This is a genomic window from Rothia sp. HMSC069C01 (genome assembly GCF_001814655.1).
Classification (GTDB): domain Bacteria; phylum Actinomycetota; class Actinomycetes; order Actinomycetales; family Micrococcaceae; genus Rothia; species Rothia dentocariosa.
Map to the genome: position 1 here is coordinate 193,556 of NZ_KV817391.1, position 21,267 is coordinate 214,822.

Annotated in this window: 12 protein-coding genes; 4 read left to right on the plus strand and 8 right to left on the minus strand. The window is 57.7% G+C overall.

Annotation, left to right across the window (positions count from 1 at the left end; genetic code table 11):
* Window positions 1-231: 231 nt before the first annotated feature.
* The 3 genes from HMPREF2981_RS05445 to HMPREF2981_RS05455 form a co-directional block, all read right to left on the minus strand.
* Entirely contained in the window at window positions 232-1,890 is a 1,659-nt protein-coding gene (locus tag HMPREF2981_RS05445) for an ATP-binding cassette domain-containing protein (protein WP_070661505.1), read from the minus strand.
* Between the two features lie 186 nt (window positions 1,891-2,076).
* Window positions 2,077-3,390: a M18 family aminopeptidase gene (locus tag HMPREF2981_RS05450; RefSeq protein ID WP_070661455.1), complete on the minus strand. Its 1,314-nt coding sequence runs from the start codon at window positions 3,388-3,390 to the stop codon at window positions 2,077-2,079.
* 9 nt (window positions 3,391-3,399) lie between these two features.
* Complete coding sequence (locus tag HMPREF2981_RS05455; protein ID WP_246825333.1) at window positions 3,400-5,835, minus strand: CPBP family glutamic-type intramembrane protease; 2,436 nt, start codon at window positions 5,833-5,835, stop codon at window positions 3,400-3,402.
* A 217-nt stretch (window positions 5,836-6,052) separates the two neighbouring features.
* Between HMPREF2981_RS05455 and HMPREF2981_RS05460 the strand changes: the two genes are divergently transcribed.
* Window positions 6,053-9,466: a hypothetical protein gene (locus HMPREF2981_RS05460; protein ID WP_070661460.1), complete on the plus strand. Its 3,414-nt coding sequence runs from the start codon at window positions 6,053-6,055 to the stop codon at window positions 9,464-9,466.
* Window positions 9,467-9,556: 90 nt separating this feature from the next.
* Here the strand turns inward: HMPREF2981_RS05460 and HMPREF2981_RS05465 are convergent, their stop codons facing one another.
* Together HMPREF2981_RS05465 and HMPREF2981_RS05470 are read right to left on the minus strand one after the other, a co-directional pair.
* Window positions 9,557-10,867 carry a glycosyltransferase 87 family protein gene (locus HMPREF2981_RS05465; protein ID WP_070661463.1) on the minus strand — a complete coding sequence of 437 codons (1,311 nt, stop codon included), beginning with the start codon at window positions 10,865-10,867 and terminating at the stop codon, window positions 9,557-9,559.
* A gap of 258 nt (window positions 10,868-11,125) precedes the next feature.
* Window positions 11,126-11,758, minus strand: coding sequence for a hypothetical protein (locus tag HMPREF2981_RS05470; RefSeq protein WP_070661466.1), 633 nt, complete (start codon window positions 11,756-11,758; stop codon window positions 11,126-11,128).
* A gap of 133 nt (window positions 11,759-11,891) precedes the next feature.
* On the opposite strand from HMPREF2981_RS05470, the gene HMPREF2981_RS05475 reads away from it, so the two are divergent.
* A complete protein-coding gene (locus tag HMPREF2981_RS05475; RefSeq protein WP_083313857.1) occupies window positions 11,892-14,846 on the plus strand; it encodes a multicopper oxidase domain-containing protein in 2,955 nt (984 codons plus the stop codon).
* 133 nt (window positions 14,847-14,979) lie between these two features.
* Here HMPREF2981_RS05475 and HMPREF2981_RS05480 read toward each other — a convergent pair whose 3' ends face one another.
* A complete protein-coding gene (locus HMPREF2981_RS05480; protein WP_083313858.1) occupies window positions 14,980-17,763 on the minus strand; it encodes an ABC transporter permease in 2,784 nt (927 codons plus the stop codon).
* 36 nt (window positions 17,764-17,799) lie between these two features.
* Complete coding sequence (locus HMPREF2981_RS05485; protein WP_070661470.1) at window positions 17,800-18,558, minus strand: ABC transporter ATP-binding protein; 759 nt, start codon at window positions 18,556-18,558, stop codon at window positions 17,800-17,802.
* A gap of 136 nt (window positions 18,559-18,694) precedes the next feature.
* Between HMPREF2981_RS05485 and HMPREF2981_RS05490 the strand changes: the two genes are divergently transcribed.
* Window positions 18,695-19,438, plus strand: a complete 744-nt coding sequence (locus tag HMPREF2981_RS05490) for a peptidoglycan-binding protein (RefSeq protein WP_070661475.1) — start codon at window positions 18,695-18,697, stop codon at window positions 19,436-19,438.
* 276 nt (window positions 19,439-19,714) lie between these two features.
* On the plus strand, window positions 19,715-20,455 hold the full coding sequence (locus tag HMPREF2981_RS05495) for a lytic transglycosylase domain-containing protein (protein WP_070661477.1): 741 nt from the start codon (window positions 19,715-19,717) through the stop codon (window positions 20,453-20,455).
* Between the two features lie 60 nt (window positions 20,456-20,515).
* Here HMPREF2981_RS05495 and HMPREF2981_RS11185 read toward each other — a convergent pair whose 3' ends face one another.
* Window positions 20,516-20,644, minus strand: a complete 129-nt coding sequence (locus HMPREF2981_RS11185) for a hypothetical protein (protein WP_256370517.1) — start codon at window positions 20,642-20,644, stop codon at window positions 20,516-20,518.
* Window positions 20,645-21,267: the final 623 nt, after the last annotated feature.

The following is a 21,267-nucleotide window of genomic DNA, read 5'->3' on the forward strand; positions in this document are numbered from 1 at the left end:
AACGGCTTGAGCCGATCCATCAATCAGAATGTAGTTGATGAGGATCGCTTGAGCCGTTTCTACTATCTCGTAGAACAGCATTCCTACTCACCCCCTCTCCACCCTAAGAGTCATCACGGGGGTAAATTTCATAATGCGTGCCGTGTGCTCTTACCCCGGTGAAAAGGGTTAATTCAACTTTACCGAATGTTTTACAGGTAAAACGCTCTCATTCCTAGAGTTCGCGCCGCATTAGAGTTCAATGACGGTATCGTCCTGCCGGGCGGGCGCATCCTCATCGTGGGTGCTCACCAGCACGATTGCGGTATGGGCCGCTCGCTCAATCAGTTCCCAGACTCGGGCACGGGTAGGCGCATCCAGCCCGGCGGTCGGTTCATCGAGAACCATGACGGTCGCGGGGCTCAGGGCTTTCTGCTCATTCAAGGTTTCGGCCGCCGCCAAAGTACGCGCCAAAGCGATGCGCCTGCCCTCTCCCCCGGACACGCTGCCGCTCTCACCCGCGACGGTGTCATGACGTCGAGCACCACTAGAGGTAAATTCGCTTAGCCCCACCGCCTGCAGGTACCGGTCGCATATATGCACCGGAATGTCGCGCCCAAACGCCACATTCTCATGCGCGGTACCAACCAGCAACCCAGCTTCCTGCGGCAGGTAGACGAACCGAAGAGTGCCTTGCGGCGCGCTCATCGACATATAAGCGGGGGTAGTTGTCGCACGCACACCAAGAAGCCGTTCTAAAAGCAAACTTTTTCCCGCGCCGGATGCGCCACGCACCCAACATGGGCGTCCCGGCTTCACCGTATACACACCATAGGATGTTTCACTCAGGTTGCGTGCATCCACGCGGAGGGAAAGCTCACCTGTGGTTACGACATAGTCGATGAGATACCCCGAACTCTCAGCGGCAGGAGTGGCTATTTTATGGTGCGCCTGCCGGTAACGCTCCGCCGAGACCGCGATGGTCGATACCCCAAAGCCGACGGCTTGGAGCGGGCCAATTGCCGCCGCGCATACTCCGATGAGTGCCACCGCAGTACCCGTAATCTGCGCCGGAGAACCTTCACCAAATAATACGGTTTTGAGCACTATTGCGAGCAGACATAGAGCCAGCATCGCGCCCTGCCAGGTGTGTAACAACATGGTGTAACGGTAACTTTTGAGAGCTTTTGCTTCTACAGGCAGGCGGCCTTGGGCGTATCGGTCACGCAGAAAGGGAGCTGCCCCAAGGATTCTGCTTTCACGCCACAGGCGGAGCGTGTTTTCCAGGGCGCCGAAACTGCGCATTGAGCCGTCAAAGAATTCGCCTTGAAACTTCTGATGACGCGCAATCAGCGGCACGCTTCCAGCCAGATATAGGGCTACAAACCCGCAAAATATGCCTAGCTCCGGCACGCCACCCATCACCAGAATTGAGACAGCACCGGCGATACAACCAACCCCGGCGGGCAGAATTGAGAGGTACAAGGTGGCGAGGGTTTCGCGAATGGATGCGGCCTGCGCATCGACGGCATACGCAATTTCGGAGGCGCCTAGCATAGCGCGTGCGCGCGGGTCGGCGCCGATGCTGGTGACGAGTGCATCCGCCATATGGCGCGATTGCATTTTCTGCTCAATGAACCCGTAGGCAGGGTAGAAAAGATACCGAAAGCTCTGCCCGATTAGCCATAGAAAACTGTAAAGGATCACGAGAATGGCAAGGTTTTGGCGCCAAACTTCGGGGTTTTCAAGGGTGCGCTGAACACCATAACCCAGCAGAATTGGGCAGGCGATCAGAGCGAGCGCAGAGATAATGACGGCGGCCAGTACGCTAAGGTTTTTCGGGGATGATACTCGCCAGGCTAAAGTCATAACGCGAGCGCAAAATATAAAATATGGTTTGAGGTATTTCACCGAGTTCTCTTTCTCTCCCGCTGCCTGATACGGCGGGAGAATGTATTGTCGGTATGTGTGCACCTAGGCACGATATAACGGTATATATCGTACATTTTCCTGCATATTCGTAGGGTTAAAACGTACGATATGCAGGAAAGTGTACGACTTATGGGCGATAGAGGCGGGGCGGAAAGGATGAAACAACTACAACCGATAGAAGCCTTCCACCGCGCGGGTCAGGTATGCCATATCGTGAACGTGGCACATTTCGCGCATCGAGTGCATCGACAGTAGTCCAATCCCAACATCGATGGTGCGCATTCCCAGCCGGGTGGCGGTGATAGGCCCGATCGTGGAACCGCAGGGCATATTGTTATTCGACACGAACTCCTGATAGGGAACGCCCGCCGCCTTGCACGCCGCCGCGAAAATACCGGCACCCACCGCATCGGTCGCATACCGCTGATTCGCGTTGATCTTCAGCAACAGGCCAGCACCGGGAAGCGGGCGCACCGTCGGATCGTGATGCCCCTGGTAGTTCGGGTTCACCAGATGCCCGGCATCCGCCGAAAGGCACACTGAATCGGCGAGCGAGCGGCGGTACTCATCCTGGCTTTCCCCGCGAGCCTGCGAGAGCCGCACCAGCACGTCCTCCAGGAACGGACCGGCGGCACCGCTGCGGGTTTCAGAACCGATCTCTTCGTGGTCGAATCCCGCAAGCATCACGGTATGCGCTGAGTCTTCATCAGCATTCTCGGCGACATAGCGTTCTAAGGCGCACAATCCGGCATGAACCGACGAGAGATTATCCAACCTGCCCGAGGCGAAAAACTCTCCGTCTCGCCCGAAACGGCGGGGTTCCTGCGCATCCGCAAAGAGCACATCGTAACCGACGATCTGCTCCGGATCGACCGAACCGCCCTCGTCGATGGTCTGCTGCGCCAAATAGGCGAGCACATCGTTCTCGGTATCATCCACGCCCCAAATGGGGTACATATTGAACTGTTTATCGAGGGTCAGCTCATTACGTTTATGGTCCAGATGAGGGGCCAGCTGCGGCACACGCGCCAACGGCCCAGTCACCACATAGCGATCCTGAAGGGTGCCGTCTTCCCGAAGTACCGTCAGGCGCCCGGCGGCGCGCAGCTCACGATCCAAAAAGGAATTAAGCAGTGCGCCACCGTAATTTTCGACGCCCATCTGATGCCATCCTGCCGCCGTCACCGACGAACTCGGCTTGAGCTTAAGCGACGGCGAATCCGTATGCGCACCCAGCACCCGGTAACCGCTCGCCTTCTGCGCCCGCCGACCGCCAGCCCAAGCGATGATCGCGCCGTCACGCATCACGAAATGCCTGCCGACGGCAGCCTCATTCTGCCACGGCTCGGTTTCGTTCAGCTCGGTAAACCCCGCCGCTTGCAGGCGCCGCGCCACGGTTCGCGCCGCCAGATATGAGACGGGCGAATCGCAGACGAACTGGGCGAGATCTTCGATATTTTTGACGGCATCAACGGTCATACTATGCGCCTACTTCTTGGGTTTGGGAATGACGGGGAACGCCGAGGTCCACGGTGAAGCGTCTGTTGATCCCTGCTTATGCGATTGTGCGGCTTCCGGCGAGATTTTCGGAATCGGAGCGGTAGCCCAGGGAACCTCTGAGGTGTTCTGGGATGCCTCCCGCTGAGCCCGCGAGGTCTGCGAAACTGCAGCCGAGTTTTCCGCAGCCGCATTCTTAGCGGATGCGCCCTGCCCGCTTTCCTTCTGCCGGGCAGCTTCTTTCTGCTGAGCTAGGGCCTGAGCCTTGGCACGTTCATATGCTGACAAGGCATTTTGCACGGGAATGCTCATTGTGGAGGTATCCGGCGCGAAGTTCTTTGAGGAAGGGTTCTTCGTATCGTCTAACTGCGCGGCAGATGCGCTGGCGGTTCCCTTCTGCGGCGCGGCTGCATTCGATGCAGACCCCTGCGCCCCGGAGGCGCGCACAGAAGAATCGGCCCGATTCGAGCCCTGCTGAGCCTTTTGCGCGGAGGCGCGTGCCGCTTTCTGCGCCGCATCCAGATCTATGCCTGACGGAGCCTTTTCCGCTGCTGCGGGGGCAACCACGGCAGGCTTGAGCTCGTCGGCGATAGTCCTCGCCTGTGCAGACTGCGCGGGTTTATCGACGGTCTGCGCTTCTTTCCCGGTCGCGCGGGCGGCAGTATTCGCGGTCGTCGGACGCTCAGCCTGGGCTGATTCATTAGTGTGTACCGGCTTTTGGGGCTGATCCGATTTATGAGCCTGTGCCGGTTTGGTAGTTTGCGCCGGTTTCTGGGACTGGGCTGACTCATGAGTCGGCACAGATTCCTTGGCTGGCGCAGGCTTACCGATTGGTGCAGGCTTATTAGCCGGTGCCGAACGTTCGGGCTGCGCGGGGGCAGAAGCCTTGACCGACGTATCATTCTGCTCGCTCTTACGAGCGCCTTCCACAGGCTTCGCGGCGGGTGCCTGTGCAGCCGGTTTCTCCGCGATATTCCGCTCGGGTGCACGATGTTCCTCAGCTGCTTGCGGGTTGGTGGGGGCAGCCGAAGACGCCGATTTTACCGAAGCATTATCCTGTGCAGGATTGGCGTTCCCCGCCACAGGGGCAGCAGGTTGTACAGGTTGTGATTGTACCGGCGCCTGCGACCCTTGCGGTGCAGAAGTATCAGCAGCAGGTGAAGCAGCAGCATTTTTCACGGACATACCAGGCTGTGTGGCCGCGTGCGCAGCACCCGAAGCCGGTGCTGCGGTGGCAGGCGCATCCGAGGAAGAAGCGGGCGCTTCCACGCCCATTGACGCACCCTCAGCCGAGGAGGCAGCAGCCGCATCCTGCCCCTGGTTCAGAGCGGCTTTCCTCTTTTGCCGGTAGGTGTACATGTACACGAGCCCGGCGAAGGCAAGCTGCAGAATAAGGGCCTGCACAAAGTCAAGCGGCTGTTCCTCACGAACCGCACCAAAGGGATCCTCCAAACCCAGCAGCCCAAAGATAAAAATCGAAACATTATTCGCAATATGCAGACCGATACCGGCTTCAAGACCGCCAGTATACCAGCACAAGAACCCGGCGATCAGAGCCATCGTCAGCACAGAAAGCAGACCCCACAGTCCGTAACCATGCAGCACCATAAAGATAGGCGCTGGAATAATAATTGCCCAAACGGGATTCTTCAGCCACCGACCCACGGTCTGCATGAGATAACCGCGGAAGAGCAGTTCCTCGGCGTAGCACTGGAACGGAACTATTAGCAGAATAAGCACAATGTACAGCCAGAACATGCCGGAATTCAGCGGATGCACGCTGTTCTGCGTGGTCAAAGAACCATCCAGAGTCGCGAACCCTACATAGTAAAGACCGAAAATGAGGAACCCAAAGCCTAGGAAAACGCCCAAATAGGACCACCGCATGCGGCCCGCAATGGAGTGAATCAGCCCTAAGGGTTTGAAGTTGGTAATTAGGCGCGCAATGAAAATCGCCGGAATCACCGGAATGATGGTAATAAGAAGCGCAACAAAAACAAGCGGGGTCTTAAAAACGTTCGCGTAAATACGCTGCAGATCGGTCAGGTAATCGTAAGGGACGCGCAGCATCACGGCGAATGCCAGCAGCGCAAAGCTCACAATCAGCAGGAGCACAAAATAGATGCCGGCAATCAGCAAGCCCTCAAGAACCGGGGTGAACCAACGCGCACGCGGGTTCACATGCGATAACCGGTGATAGGGCAGCTCGCTGGCGCGTTCCAGAAGTTCCTTACGGGTAAGGCGGTTACTCCTGTAATACTCAGCGGAGGCGAAGGTAGGCTCAGCGCCGTACCCGTAACTTTCTGCCTGATGCGGGCTCAGCATCGTGGGCATATTTTGGGTATTAGTGACTGCGCCAGGTGGTTGGTTTGTTGGAATGAACTCAGAACCGTGATGTCCGGGTTCCTGCTGGTGATTAGTGCTCATAGTATCCATAATAGAGGGGACCCTCCCCCGAATGTCACACCGGGGGCATCTGTGCGGGTTGCCTTACGGTGTAATAATTTACCTGCCTATGAACTTTTCGGGCTTATATTTTATGGGAAATATGCCATAATTTGAGGGTTACCGTAGTTTAAAATTTGAGGCTACTCGTGCCTACGCTTCCGGGTGTTTTTGGCGCCAGTAGTGAAGGAAGGTTCAGATGGCTCTCGTCTTCAATCCGCCCCCAAATTGGCCCAAACCGCCTGCCGGGTGGTCTCCTACCCCGACGTGGCGGCCCGATCCCGCATGGGGTCCTGTTCCCGAAGGTTGGCAGCTGTGGATTGAGGAGCCCGAGCCTGAGAATGAGCAGGCGTCCTCGACGGCGGAGTCTTCATCTGCCGCATCGGGCTCTTCTGAGGGTTCTTCCAGCGCGAAGCCCTCGCCATCGTCAAGCTCTGAGCAGAGCGGTGAGTCTGCGCAGGCTTCCGCCCCGAAGCAGCGTACCGCGCCGACCATTTCCGAACAGTTTGCCGAGCAGAAAACTTCCCATCAGCAGACCCCTGAGCAGAAGACTCAGGCGGAGTCTGCCCACGCTCAGGATGCGGCGTCCAGGAATTCCGAGCCGCGCGAGGTCGCGGGTGAACGTGCGGGCGCATCCGGTTCCGGTGCAGCGGCAGGCTCTTCGACCGAGTCGCAGATGCGTTCCGAGCAGAGCGCTTCTGAGACTCCCGTAAACCGTCAGAGCGGCACCGCCGAGGCTCCAAAGCCTCAGGTTTCGGAGCCTACCCGCGAGCCCGCTCGCGATACCCACAATGCCCCATCCGCGCCGGAGACGAGCGCACAGCAACCGGGAGTCGCACAGGGTTCGGGTGTTTCTTACGATACGCGAGAGCCCCTCAGCGACGCACAGGATTCTCAGGGGTCCGCAGGTTCTGCCGCTGCAGCAGGTGCCGAACGGCCCGAGGCTGCACGACAGGAGCCTGTATCTTCAGAGTCCGCACAGCAGCAGGTTCCTTCACGCGAGTCGCGCCCCGAGCAGTCTTCGGGTCAGTCGCAGGGTGAGCCTACGGATGCACGCGATTCGGCTGATTCGCGCGGTGCCGAGGCTCAGGCATCTTCCCGACCGGCTACTCCCCCGCGCGGCACTTCCCAGGTTCCTCCCACGCAGCAGCGTTTTGAGGGGCAGCCTCAGGCTCCCGTGAATCAGCAGCAGTCGGGCTTTGCCGCGCAGAGTTCTCAGGAGCAGAACGCTCAGAACCGGGGTCAGCAGGCTCAGCCGCAGCAGCCCGCACAGCCTCAACACGTTACTCAGGCCCAACAGCCCGGGCAATCTCAGCAGCCGCAGTCTTTTGAGGCCCAGCGTCAGCAAGAATTTGCCCAGCGTCAGCAGCAGGATTCTACACAGCGCCAGCAGAGCCTCAATCAGCAGCAGGGCTCTGGCTCTGAGCAGCGTCAGCAGGATTTTGCGCAGCGTCAGTCGAGCCCGAATGTTTCGCAGTCTCAGACGCCGGGAAGCGGCTCTCAGCAGCAGGGATTTGCATCGCAGAATTCCCAGCAGAATTTTGGTGCTCAGTCTCAGCAGGGCGCACAGTCACAGCAGGGCTTTGGCGGTCAGGCTCAGCAGAATCGGGCGCCTCAAGCGCAGGGTTCGCAGAACCAGCAGCAGCCTCGCGGGTTCGATGCGCAGGCTCCTCAGCCTTGGCAGAATCAGCCCGGTCAGCAGCAGTTCAGCCAGTCCCGTGAGCAGAATCAGTCTCAGCCGCAGCAGCCCGCACAGTCTCAGCAGGGTCAGCAGCCGCAGTCTTTTGAGGCCCAGCGTCAGCAAGAATTTGCCCAGCGTCAGCAGCAGGATTCTACACAGCGCCAGCAGAGCTTCAACCAGCAACAGCAGGGCTCTGATCAGCATCAAGGTTTTGCGCAGCAGAACCAGGGTTCCGAGCAGCAGGGCCTAAGCGCCCAGCCCCAGCAAGGATTTGCCGGGCAGAACGCTCAGGAGCGAAACGTTCAGAGCCAGGATCCGCGAAGCCAGAGCACCCAAAGCCAGGGCGCTCAGAACCGATATACCCAGGGTCAGAGTGCCCCGAATCAGGGTTCGCAGGCGCAGCAGTCCCAGAGTCGAGAGCAGCAGAGCCAGCAGGGATTCGCCCAGTCACAGTCTCAGCAGCAGCAATCCGGTCAGGCGCGGCCCGGACAATCCCAGCCAGGATATTCTCAGTCCGGTCAGCCTCAGCAGGGGCAGGGTCAGTCCGGTCAGTCGTACCAGGGACAACAGCCTCAGCAGGGGCAGGATCGGTCACGCTCGGGCTTTGGTGCGGGTGCCGCCGCTGGTGCTGTCGCAGGCGCCGCAGCGGGCGCGGGTGCGGCGGCCTCCTCCGGGGCGGGCACATCCGGCGCTTCGGCTCAGCAGCAGGGTTCTCAGAGCCAGGGCGGGCAGGATCAGAACGCCCAACAGGATCAGGGCTCTCAGTCGGGACAGAATCAGCAGCACTCGGTGCAGAATGCTTCAAACCAGCAGGGTAACCAGATCCAGGGACAGGGTCAGCCCAACCAATTCCAGGGCTCGCAGTCGCAACAGAACCAGTCTCAGCAGGGTCAGTACCAGGCCGGTCAATCGCAGCAGTTCCAGCAGCAGAACGGTGCTCAGAATAATAACGTTCAGAACAGCGGTTTTGCTCAGGGTTCGTACAATCAGAACCAGTCGAACCAGAATCAGCAATACTCCGAGTCAAACACCTCGGATGCGCTCAACGGGTTCACTGCGGCGGCAGCGTCCGGGTTCAGCGATTCGCCGTATGCAAACGGTCAGACTCCCTTCAACCAGCCCGAGAAGCCGAAGCGCCCGTTCTTTGCGACTCCCGCCGGGTGGAGCGTAATTGCCGGTGCTGTGGCGCTGTTGATTATTATCATTCTGGTGCTGATTTTCACCCTGCCGCGTGGATCTTCCAATGCAGCAGCATCGGAAAGCCCCGCCGAGTCATCATCGGCAGCCTCGGCATCGTCAGAGAGCTCAGCAAATTCTTCACCCGCCGAGCTGAAGAATGTTGAGGCGAAACTGCCCAGCGGCGATTTCAAGGAGTACAAGGGCAAGGATAAGCAGACCATCGATATCGAGAAGCCCAAGGGCAACGATTCGAAGGCTATCGTCTACTACGAGTTCACCCCCTCCAAAGAATCCAACTCGCGCCACTCCCTGGAGGGGCGCACGGGGGACGATAAAACTTCCAGCTTCGCTCTTTACACTTCCGCGCTGACCAAAGATAAAATCTCGGGCACCCTGTGGATGGACTTGAAGACTTCCAGCCCCACCCGCAAGGTGAATGTCGATAGTGAGGGCGAGTGGCTCATTCGCGTCTACGATGCTTCCTCCGCACCGAAGATTTCTAAGGGTGAGAAGATCAGCGCCGCGTTCAACTCCTACGCCGTGATCTACTCGGGCGGCTCGGGCACCTTGGAGGCTGGCTACGAGCGCAGGCCGGTGATGAACCTGCGCGTGATGGATGCGGCCCGCTCGAACGATGTCATCTTGGAATCCAGCACCTCGGAGTTCCAGGGCACCGCGAAGTTTGACGCTTCCGAAGATGTTTACTTGGCGATCAACTCCTTCCAGGGCACCTGGAACGTCGGTATTCGCTAAGTAGCCGATAACTTCTTGGTCTAAACCGAGCTAGAGAAGACCCCCGCATCGTGATCGACAATGCGGGGGTCTTCTGCACGGTTCGCAAGGCTATGCCGAGTTCGGGGCGTTTGCCGACTCTGCTGCAGGTTTGACCGAAGCACTGCGTGCTTTCGGGGTGAGGGCCGCCCACCCCCACAGCAGAACGGTCACGATAAAGAGGCACACGATCGGCGTGCCACCCAGCGCAACACCCGGCGCCGCCAAGAATTCGAGCCCATTCATATTCCACTGGGTCATGCCGCCGAGCACGCGCGGGGAAATATAGAGCCCCACAACACCCACCCAGGTCAGGATGCGCGCCACAATCACCGCGGCTGGCGGCAGGTATGTGAAGAAGTCACCGAATGCATCCACAATAAGCACGAGGACCAGAAGCGGCAGAAGCACGTTATGATGCGACCAGCTGATCGGCGACAGACTGACCATGAGGAACCCGGTCACGGCAACCTGGGCGAGAACCTTGTTGCGGCGTTCGAGCTGATAGAGAATAGCGGCGGTGAGCACGACGGAGAGCGCCGCCAGCAGATAGAACCCAAGCTTGGCGGCGGTTCCGTTCAGCCCATAGTGCATAAGCCAGCCCTGAATCGAAATATTATCGACGAAGTTAATATCGCCCACGCGCGAAGGATCTGAAACCGCGTGGAACCAGTACTGCGGGGCCTCCTTCGGCAGCAGCACAAAGCCGAGGGCAATGGTGGCGAGGAAGGTTGCGCCGAGAGTGATAATGCCCTTCCAGTCGCGGCGCACCAGCAGAATAAGCCCGAACACGAGCGGAGTCAGTTTCAAACCACCAGCGATACCGATGAGTACTCCGCGCGGCACACGGGTTGCCGGGCGCAAAAAATCAGCAAGAATCAGCACCATAATGATGGGGTTAATCTGCATAAGGTCGAAGGTACGCCGCCAAGGTCCGCAGAGCATCACCACAATAGTGAGTGCGGCGATCGTGCCATAACGCCCGAGCTTATCCTGAAGCGGTAAAGGCCGGCCATGTGCATTGGCATAGGAGTACACGATGCTGGAGAGCCACCAAGCGGCGGCAGCCGTAATAAGCACCATAATCGCCATACCCACCTTGAGCGGTATGAAGGCGAACGGCAGAAAGACCAGCGCCGCAAAGGGCGGGTAGGTGAACGGCAAATCCAGCACGCCGATGCTCACCATAGCGCGCCCATAAAGTTCTTTATCGAAACCTTCATTATCGAAAATGGTCATGGCACCCATGCGGTAGATCGAAAAATCCAGACCGCCGTAGGTGTTCACGAAGGCTTCAAAAATATAGCCGCCCACCACCATGAGGATGAGCGCCACTACTGCAAGTTTGCCCAGAACCGGAGTCTGGGCGCGGGATTCAGTCATGGCGTATTAGTACCTGTCTTACTGAGCTGAAGTTCTCGCCCTTTAGTGTAGCGTGGATATTCTGTTCGCCGAAAGATTATATTCCTCTTCGGGCATATACCCAGATGAGAGCCTGTCTTTCTGGGGCGACAGATGCTTGCGTTAAATACATTGCTTGGGGCGCAAGAGGCACGCACCAATCGCTGATATGCAGCGAATACGGTTTCTCACCCTATGCGAACAAGCCACCCACGATATATTCCAAATACAAAATATATACTAGTCAGAAGTATTTTCCGAAGATTTTTCGGGCTCAGGTTTCGTGCTGTCGTGAGTCTTACCCTGAGAGCTCTGCCCGGAAGACTCGACACCTTCACGCGGCTTCACCTTCGCCACCAAGTGCGTACCGCGTTGAGCTCGGGGGCGCCGCAGTCCATGACCCACCGATTTTGCTGCCGCCGAAGATTTCGCCGCGGGTTTTTCATCGGTTTTTACGGAGGTGGTATCGTCGCTGCCTTCGGAGGGCGCATCCTGATCGGAAGACTCGGAGGCTTCGCTATCGTCCTGAACCTTCGCCTTCTTGGGCATCTCGGCGATGCGCACCGCAACCTCTAAGGCAAGCACCGCGAACGACGCATAGTAGACGATAATCGAGGGGTACAGATAAGGATTTTTCTGATTTACCCCCACCATCGTGACGGCGAAAACTGCCAGCTCAAGGACCACCACCACAAGCTGTTTGGCAGACCCGCCCGGATTCCTCATCATGAGGTACAACGCCATCAGCGTAAAGAGAACGGGAAAGAAGATCTGCCCCGCCACCGCCATTCCATCTTGGTCATAAGCGTAAATAGCGAGCGCTTGCATTACGGCGGCAACGGCGGCGAGGGGGGCGAGAGTCAGATACTTCATAGGGCTATTCTAGCGGTTACCACCTACCGACACCGTACTGTATGACGGCTCACGCAAAGCCAAAATTCGCATGATTCGGGCAATATAATGGAACTATATGCACTGTGACTAAAAGCGATCGAAAGACAACACCGTGAGCAAGAATCCCCATAACCCCACTCCCTCGGGTTCTGCTTCAGAAGGATCAACCGGCTGCGATACCGGTCGTGGCGGCGCATCCTCAAAGCCGAGCGCGGCGCAAAGTTCTGCACGGTCCGGGGCCGATGTTTCGGGTTCCGGCAACGATGGACTCACGATTGGGATGCGCCCCACCGAGCTCCCCGGTGCCTCGCTAACGCCTGAGGAGATTGCTAAGCGCGCCTCCGGTCGGGGCAGTTGGCATCGCCGCGCATCGAAGCCGGTATCGTACTGGATGTTTGGCGTTATTATCGCGATTCTGGTGCATCGTTTTATCCCCAAAGGCGGCTGGCTGATTGTGCATATGGTGACTCTGGGGTTGATTACGAACTCGATTCTGATCTGGAGTCAGCACTTCACCGAAGCGCTCATGAAAATTAAGATTCCTGATTCGGCTCGCGGTATTCAAGTCACACGTATTTTTGCGCTTAACGGCGGCATTGTGCTGTTGATGGCGGGCATGATTCTGCAGGATCTTATGCCGCAGTTCTATCCCCTGACGATTGTCGGCGCGTTGGCGGTGGGCGCTATGGTCGCTTGGCATGGCTATGCGCTTCTACGCCAGGTCAAACAGGCGCTTCCCTCGCGGTTTGGCGCTACGATTCGTTTCTATATCGCCGCAGCGTTCCTGCTGCCCGTCGGTGCCGTACTGGGTGCGATGACGGCCCTGCCTGGTTTGCGGGGCACGCTGCATTCGCAGTTTATGCTCGCGCATGAGGCCGTGAATGTTCTCGGGTTCGTGGGTATTACGGTGGTTGGTACCCTGATTACGTTCTGGCCTACGATGCTGCGCACCAAGATGGTCGAAAACGCCCTGGGAACCAGCGTGCGCGCCCTCATACTGATGTGCGTGGGCGTTGGGGTTACCACGCTCGCTTCACTCTTCGGGATGCGCCCCCTCGCGGGCGCGGGCCTGCTCGTTTACCTGCTGGGGCTGCTGATCGTGGCGTGGGTGATGGTGCGAACCCTTCGCACAAAGCGCCCCACAGAGTTCCCGCCAATGTCGGTAGGTGCAGGTTTTATCTGGCTTATTATCGGCGTGGTGTGGACTGCTGGCTTGGTGTTTACCACCCCGTTTGAGGAGCTTCGCATGAGCGAGGTTACCCCCATTTTCGTGGCAGGTTTCCTGCTTCAGGTGCTTCTGGGTGCTATGAGTTACCTGCTCCCCCAGCGTATGGGCGGCGGTCCCGCCGTGGTGCGCGCATCCAATAAAGAATTTAGTAGGCTCGCCGCCGGGCGTGTGACGGTTGTGAACTTGAGCCTCATTATTTTCATGCTGCCGAATGCGCTTACGGGCTCTTGGGTGAAGGTCGCGGTCTCTGCCGTGGGGGCACTCGGTCTGGCTTCGTTCCTGCCTTTTATGGTGCGCGGCGTTAAAGCCTCGGTCAATACCCGTAAAGAGATGATGGCGGCGCGGGCGCGCGGTGAGAAGCCTGCCCCTGTCACGGATGTCAAACAGGAACCCGTAAATCATACCCGGCAGACCCTCTTCGGTGCGCTTGCGGTGATTCTGGCGCTGACCTTGGGTATTGCAGCCGATCCCAGCTCAGTAGGATTCAACTTTATAGGCGGTTCTACGGCGACCGGCACAGGGCAGACCACAACGCTGAAGGTCAAGGCAACCTCAAACTACCGATTTACGCCCGATACCGCGCAGGTTCCGGTGGGTAACCGCCTGGTGATTGAGGTGACGAACGACGATCAGGGCATGACCCACGACCTCACCTTCGCCAACGGCGCGAAAACCGGAACGCTGAACCCCGGCGAGACGAAGAGCGTGGATGTTGGCGTGGTGACCTCCGACCTTGAGGGCTGGTGCTCGGTGGCCGGGCATCGCCAGCAGGGCATGGTATTTCACGTGAAAACCACCGGTAATAACCTGCAGGCGAACGGACATCACGGGGGCGCATCCGGCGGTAATAACGGGTCAAATGGCTCGGGCACAAACACGAACCTGCTGACCGCCCAGAACGCGAATATTGATATGCACGCCTCCCCCGGCAAGGACCATGAGCGCCGTGACCCGGTACTGCGTCCCGTGCCTGCGGGCGAGAAACGTGACGGTAAGACCGTGCACAAGATGACCATGGATGTGCAGGAGCTCGACCGCGAGATTGCACCCGGGCTTGATGTGAAGGCGTGGACATTCAACGGTTCGTATATGGGCCCGGTGCTGCACGGTAAGCTGGGCGATGTCTTCGAGATTACCCTGGAAAATAACGGTTCGATGGGGCATTCGCTCGACTTCCACGCGGGCATGGTTTCGCCCGATAACACGATGAAAACCATTGCCCCGGGCGAGAAGTTGACCTACCGTTTTGAGGCTACCGGCTCTGGTATTTGGCTGTACCACTGCTCGACCGCACCCATGAGTCTGCATATGGCGGCGGGCATGTACGGTGCCGTGATTATCGACCCGCCGGATCTGGAACCGGTAGATCATGAGTATGTGATGGTTCAGAATGAAACATACCTGACCGATACGGGGCAGACCGCAGCTGACGGCAATAAGCTCGCCGAAGTTTCCTCTGACGGCATTGCGGCGGGCACCCCCTCGCTCACCATGTTCAACGGGCATGCCACCCAGTACGTGAATCAACCTTTGGAGGTGAAAACCGGCGAGCGCGTGCGCATCTGGCTGCTGGCTGCGGGACCGTCGAAGGGCATGAGTTTCCACGTGGTCGGCTCACAATTTGACACCGTTTATAAGGAAGGCGGCTACCTGCTGCGGAACGGCAGAGATCCGTATGGGGAAACCGGCGGTCACTCGCAGGCACTCGATCTGGACTCGGCGCAGGGCGGGTTCGTTGAGATGCAGTTCCGCGAACCCGGCACGTACACGTTCGTGAACCACCGGTTCGCCGAAATGGAACGCGGCGCGATGGGCAAGATTAAGGTGACGGATAAGTAGTCCGGGAAGTCGGGGCGGCGGTATTATCGCTGTCGCCTACCCACTTTCCCCTACTGTCTTCCCAGACTTTTGTCATGGTTGTGGTCTTTTTCAAAGCACAACCATGACAAAAGTCTGAGCTCAGCGGTACTAGCTAGCTGCCGAGTCCTTCCACCGGCGACATCCGAGCCGAGCGTGCCGCCGGCAGAGCGGATGCAACCAATGCTGATGCAAGACCCACCAGCAGTATCAGCGCCAGCCCCAGATACGGCAGATCTGGCACGAACTCCACCTTTTGGTCGGTCGCAGCAAGCACCACCTTTGCGCTCACGCTACCGATAAACACACCCCCGAGGATGCCCAACGCCACCGCGCCGAGGGTAATCAGTACTGCCTCCGCCGAAATCATGCGGCGCAGCTGCTTGCGGGAGAGCCCCAATGCACGCAGCATCGCATTCTCGCGGCGGCGTTCATTGACCGAGAGAGTCATCGTATTTGCCACGCCGATCACCGAGATCACCACGGCGAGGGCGAGAAGACCCAGGGTGATCCCCAGCATGATCGTCAGAATCTGATCGAGCTGACTGCGCTGTTGCAGACCGCCGGTGAACTCGTTGCCGTCATTAGCCTTATTAAGCTGATCCTGTAGCGTGGAGTTCTCAGTAGCGGTCAGCGGGGATTTAGCGTGTACCAGCACCATAGTCTCCGCCCCGGCTGAGGGATTCATACCCCCTGAGGCAGCGGATGCGCCCCGCTGCTCCTGCGCTGCTGAACCTTGGGGCTGTTCCCCAGCTTCTCCGGGCTGCTGCGGGGTCAAGGGCTGCGGGTCATCTGGGTTCTGCAGTTTAGCGCCGGTGGCTGGGTTCACCACATAAAGATTCGCGATCTTACTGGTCGACTTGATAGGCTTGAGTTCGATCTCTCCTAAGGGTCCGCGTGCCTTCAGGCGGGTGGAATCGTCAAAGCCTGCATCATTGTACAGAGCTTCGGGCACAAGCACGGTGTTATCTTCAGTCGGGTACTTGCCTTCAGCCGGAATAACTTTGGCGAAATCTTCCTGGCTGAGCGCCACCATACTCACGGTGTTGCTCATTGACTGGCTGCCGTCTTTCGACGTGATGGTGTACTCTAGGGCACCGGCAGCTGAAGCCACCGCAACGCTTTCGACATTCTTAATCCCCTGCACTTTATCGGCAACCGAGTGCGCCTTGGCAAGGCTCTCAGCCCCCGTGCCGCCACCGGTCCCGTAGGTTGCCGTCGCCGAGACGGGATAGGCACGTTCCAAGGATTTCGCCGTAGATGCGGTCATAATGGAGTACCCACTCAGTACTGCAGACACCACGAGCACACCCACCAACACGGCACGCCCGGTTGAAACCGTGCGCTTGGGCGAGCGCAGCGCGTTAGCGACTGCTAGGTTCCCGGTCTGAGAGCGGATCACCGAACCAAACACGCGAATCAGCGGCGGCAACAACCACGGCAGGAGTAAGAACACGGCAACGCCCAAAAGCAACGCCGCAACCATGACCAACAGCACCCCAGCGCTGCTTTGTTGCACACCTGCATCCGGTGTGCCGGTCAGACTCAGCGACTGCCACACTGCTGCTGCCCCTGCGGCGGCGGCGATTATACCTAGAATCAGACCCGCAATGCCCAGCTTCTTCACAGCTTGGGCGGTGCCCTCTCCCAGAGCGCTGATGGGCGAAATATTCAACGCGCTACGTGCCGGGGTGAGCGATGCAATAACTGTCACGAGCGTGCAGACCACTACACCCACCATGAACGCCAGCGGGTCATACGAGACCATGAAATCTTTAAACAGCACACCGGCAAGCGCCGCGACCGGGTAGACGAGCGCAGCACCGATAGCGGAGAAAACAACCCCCACCACGAGCGCCTCAACTAAGAGCATGCGCACCAGGGATTTCCCGTGCGCCCCCAGAGTGCGCAGTAGCGCCAACTCGCGGATACGTTGACCGACCAGCACCGCGAACGTATTCGAGATAACGAAAGATGAGACCAGCAGAGCAAGCGCCGCGAACGCCCCTAGAATCACGCCGATAAAGGCAAAGAATTGTGAGGTTTCTTCTTTGAGATCCTGCAGATATTCCCCGCCCGACTTCGCCACGGGTTCGGTATTCTGATCACCGGTATCTAGCTTTTTCTGCAGCTCGGTGCGTGCGTGGGCGTCATCGTCGCCTTTGAACTGGACGAACGTCATGCTGGGGTGTGGTAGCTGTGCTGCCTCCATAGATTTCGGGTCAAGCTGTTTGAGTGCCTCATCTGCCACTTTCTGATAGGAGGTACCACCAATATAAACGTTATCGTTTGAGAACGAGCCGGAGAACCCAGTGTCGAAAATGCCAGCAATGGTGTATTCCTTGGTAGCACCGGTGTTAGGGTCGGTAATAGCTGCCACAACATCCGGTGAGGTCACCGTTGAGCCAAGGTGCAGGTTGTGTTTTTCGGCGAATTCTTTTGAGATCAACAGCTCGGTGTCTGTGCCCGGCAGTTTGCCGTCAACGGGGAAGGGGAAGAGCTCGGTGTCGGTGGGAGCCGGTGTATACCGCACCTTTACTGAGTTTTCTCCGGTGCCGAGTTTACCCTGCCCGTCATATATGACCCAGGTGCGTTGAACCGAAGGGTCGTTGGTGATCGTGTCGAGATTTTCGGGCGTGAGGTAATGGTTCGCCGTGTAATTATTTGGGTTGTTAGTTCCAGCCGAGAGGACCACGTTATCGTCCTCTGAGAGCGCATCTCCTATCGCGGCATCCATAGTTCCTTGCAGCGAGCCGAGGAGCACAATAATGGCGGCAATAAAGAATGAGGCAACCGCTATGCCGATGCCGGTCAGAACGTATTTACCTTTAGAAGCGCGCAGGTTAGAGCGCGCCACCGTATTCAGAGATGTATTAGTTCGTTTAGACATAGTAGACATGCGGCTATTTCCCCTCCTGTTAGACGTGCGAGTGCTTTACCCTTCCAGCTGCCCCATCGCCTGCAGCACAGCATCATGCGTAGGATTCAACATCTCCCCAGCAATCGCACCGTCCTTTAAAAACACCACACGATCAGCATATGAAGCAGCATGCGCATCATGGGTGACCATCAGAATCGTCTGCTTCTGCTCAGTGGCGGCATCCCGCAATAGCCTGAGCACCTCAGCACCCGAATTTGAGTCGAGGTTACCGGTGGGCTCATCGGCAAACACCACCTCCGGACGCGACAGCAACGCACGCACAATAGCAACACGCTGCTGCTGACCACCCGAAAGCTGTTCGGGGCGATGACCCAACCGATCCGACAGACCGAGGGTTTTGACCAGGTATTCACGCCAAACCGAATCCGGCTTCCTGCCCGCCAACCCCAGCGGCAAATCAATATTCTGCCCAGCGGTCAGGGTAGGCACCAGGTTAAACGCCTGGAAGATAAAACCCACGTGCTCACGCCGGAACTCGGTCAGCTGGTTATCCCTCTGCCCGTACAGTTCGGTGGTACCAATACGGATGCTGGTCTCTGGAATATGATCGGGAGTATCCAGTGTAGCGAGGGTTTGCATCAGCGTTGATTTACCCGAGCCTGAAGGACCCATAATCGCGGTGAACTTACCCCGCTCAAAATCAATAGTGACATTATTCAGGGCGTGCACAGTTGCCTCACCCCGGCCGTAGGTTTTGAACAGGTTTTTGGTGGATACCGCTGGAGTTTCAGCGGTGGTTTCTGTCGTAGTCATATTCTTAATTGTTGCAGTTACCCACCGCAAAACCCTGTATTTATACCGGAAGGGAAAACCCCTACATATTTATAGTTTCCACGGATACCATTAAAGAAAAACCCTCAGTGCTTACACCGATGGCGAGGTTGACTCCGTGGCAAAATTTCGTAAATACGCTCTCATAGCACTAGCGATTGTAGCGTTCTTGACCCTGATGTTCCTGCTCTATAAAGGCACGCAGCGGAACGAGGCGACACCCGGCAGAACGGCGACACCTAGCGTATCCACAAGTTCCGCGCCAGTATCAAGCGCCCCGGTACAAACCCCGCAGGTCTCTGAGCAGAGCCCGCAAGCGGCACCCGCGCCGGAACAGCCGCAGCAGTCGCAGGGGGCGCAGGATTCGCCCTCGGAATCTGCTTCGCCCTCCGCAACGAATACTGCCAAACCGTCTCCGAGTACTTCATCTGACGCTGGGCAGGAACAGCATAAAGCCGATGCGACAAGCGCCGCCCCCAGTGCCAGTGGGTCTGCCAGCGCATCCCCGGGGAAAGAACCTACATGCCCGGAGGACGTCTCCTATCAGCAGGTGGCAGATGGAGAGGTTGACTGCACGTTCGACTATTCTAAGGTGCGCCTGAAGACTATGCAGGAGGCGGAGCAGTACGCGCGTAAATGGCTCTACCCCGAACCCGGCACCTATATTCAGGTGCGGGATTACCGCGAAGCTAAGGTCAGGATTCCGGGTATGGATAAGCCACAGAGCGTATTTGTTGTTCGCGCGGTTGCGCGTTCTTCGGGGGATCAAGGCGGTAGCGGAGCCGTCACTTGGAGCGTTATCTGGCCCAACGGCTACTATCTCACCAGCGATGACCTCCCCGACGGTATTGAGGCTCGGTAGGTTCTGGCATATCGGTTCTTGCGGTGCGCATGCACTCTCGTGTTAAAATTTAAGCGGTAGCTAGAGGTGAGCGATTCTTCGCAAAAGTCTTCCGAGCGCCAACTCTTGAAGCCACACTCAGGTGTGGCTTCTCGTATTTAACAGCTTCCCTCTGAATAAGCCGCAGTACGCCTATAAGCCATACATAATTCTGTACATCTATTTTCGCCGAAATTATAGCTTTCCGGTCCGTGAAAACCGCGCTAGTCAGGCTTACTGGGGTGCTAGGCTAGAGGAATGGCGAAGAAGAGCTCACTCAAGACCGCATCCGGCAAGAAAATCTTCACGAAAGTGACCGCCGGGGCGCTGGCGCATTGGCAGATTATTGCCTCCGCGCTGCTCCTGGGTACGGGTGTGGTGGGGCTCGCCGCCACCTACGACGACTACTGCGGTATGACCGACTTGACCTACGCGCCGGAAGAGGTGCACGAGGATCTTCGCAAGGCCGGGCAGACAGCGAATATCCGCCCGGGTGTGATCGCGGCGCAGCTTGAAAATGAGAGCCACTGGCGCATCAATGCTGCTTCGAGCGCGGGTGCCCGAGGCGTAGCCCAGTTCACCGATGAGGCTTGGAAGGATTGGGGCAACGGCGGCGATATTCTTGATCCGCACAATTCGATTGATGCGCAGGGTCGGTACCTGGAATCGCTCAAGAAACGGCTGGGCAAATACGCCCATAACGACGACGAAGTGCTCGACCTGGCGCTTGCCGGGTACAATGCTGGTCCCGGTGCGGTCGAGAAGTACAAGGGCATTCCGCCCTTCCCCGAAACACAGAACTATGTGCAGAAGATTCGCGATCTTTCCGAGACAAAATATAAGCTGACCTGCACGCCGGATCACAGGTTTAAGCAGTCGCAGATTGTGCGCATTGAAGCTCAGGCTTCCAAGCAAGACTCCACCGCGCCGGATGCTCTCGCCGCAGGCTCTATGCATGCCGTAGTGCCGTCTTCGCGCACCGGGTCTCAGGAAAGCTAAAACCGCAAGATTCTTATTCATAGATTTTGCGGAAGAATTCCGCCGCCCAGCAGGCTTAGGCTAAAGTACCTGCGGCGCGCGAAGGCAGGGTTTGGGGATGCTTTGTCGAGCCTCGTAGCAGGGAGTATCACCGGATTGAGCAATCACCGGAATCGAAGGGCGACCATCTCCGACCGTGGCAGTGACCATAAAAATTTTTCATGCACTAGATATGTCTATCGACGTGTCACTGACCTGCATGTACCCACTAGCCACCAGATTACGAGGCATACAGCCGTCCGCGTGGAGAGCTAGAATTCTCCACCTTCTATGCACTGGGCATTGCATCAACTGGTGCGTGTACGTAGTGCCAATCGACCGACCGACCCAACCGACCGGGCTGTCGCTTTCTGATTTGTAGAAGCCTTAAAGTGCTTTATTTACATCCTGCGTGGTGTATCTAAAGTGCTTTAAGGCTTCCGCTTCTCTCCCTTCCCTCCCCTCTCTCCCAGGCTGAGTCGAGGTCAAGACCTTGTGAAGTACATAGAGAGAAGCAGAATATAAAGAGAGTCCGAGCGATAGCGAAGTCCACTTAAGCAGACTTAAAAATGAAAAATGAAGCTGCTAGATAGAATAAAAAAGCGGATACACACAGAGGTAAGGCAAATGGGAAATCGCACTGGCGCCAGCTTCGGGGGCAAGCCCGAGGTATCACCTCGCAAAAAAAGGGCGATCGCCCGGAGAAAGCGAGTTGAAGAGAAGGCTTGAGCTAACGGATTCAAAAAGTGGTGGGTTGCTGGGCATGCTAGTTCACATCCACTACGGGGAGACCT